This is a genomic window from Streptomyces sp. NPDC111802 (assembly GCF_055634335.1).
The window spans coordinates 1-1,079 of sequence record NZ_JBVKCZ010000244.1 but is presented as its reverse complement, the minus strand read 5'-3'; the positions used below and the strand labels follow the sequence as shown (position 1 = coordinate 1,079).

General features: G+C 65.6%; 1 pseudogene. It reads left to right on the top strand.

Going from position 1 to position 1,079, the window contains the following annotated elements:
- Positions 1-749: 749 nt before the first annotated feature.
- Positions 750-1,079: pseudogene (locus ACZ7NC_RS45765) on the top strand (hypothetical protein); the annotation flags it as partial.

Here is a 1,079-nt window from a genome sequence, read left to right as displayed (position 1 = left end):
CAACTGGATCTTCGCAGGTCGGACGGGCACCTCTTCTATTCGGGGTCACACTCCGTCAGCACCCCCGGCCCTCACGGTGAAACACCAAGGCCGGGTGGTATCAAGGACTTGCACGCCTCGATCGGACCGAGCGCCCCCCCCAACGGTCCGCCGCGCTGTCGCGACAGCGCCCAACTTGCCTTCCCCTCCCCCACTTCAGGCTGCTTCGCCTCGCCCACGCAGCAACGACTGGCGCATGGGTCGGCAAGGCGCAACAGCGCCGCAGAACTCACCCGCCCGAAGGACAGGTCACCAAAGATGGTGACGCTGTCGAGGGATGTGGTGCAGAGCGCGATGACGTGCTGTTCGAAAGAAAGGGTGCGCTCAGCACATTGAGGGGGCGCAGACACCGGTCGTTGGTATGGAGTGCACGTGAGTTCGGGCGGCGCTACCAGCTGCCGGCAACTGAGCTGCCGGGTGGCGTTCTCCCCAGAGCTGTTTTGACGCGATCTCCTCCACTGGCTCGGAGCTCCCACGTCACTTACAAATGTCCCCGAGAAGTTCACCCCTCGTCACCTCATCGTCGTCGAACGCTGTCGTCACCGCACCAGCACCAGACGTGCTCAGGGGTCGACACGCTACCGGCGCGCATCGCGATTGCCAGGGGCACGTTTGCGGCATACGAAGCCCCATGTGGCGTATTTCGCGTAATTCCTTGCCCCCTGCGCCGTCTGTCTTGTACCCGCGAGGACAAGACGAACGGGGATGGAATGCACGGCTCCAGCGTCAGCCGGAGGGGGTTGATCGAGCTCGGGGTGGGTTTTGCAGCAAGCATGGGCGTCGTCGGATGCGGCTCGCCCCGGAAGGAAATGGCGTCGGGCAGCGCCAACAGCAACCACAAAAAGCACTCGGCCGGCGCCGCGCCTCTCGAGCTTGCAATCGGCGACGGTTCCACCTCCTACACCGGCAAGCAGCCGGGCCAGCCCGGCAGGCCCGAGCCGCTGCAGCCGGGTCAGGAGCCCCCGCAGTTCGTCGTGTTCTCCTGGGACGGTGCCGGCGAGGTCGGCAACGGCCTCTTCCCGCGCTTCCTCGACCTGGCC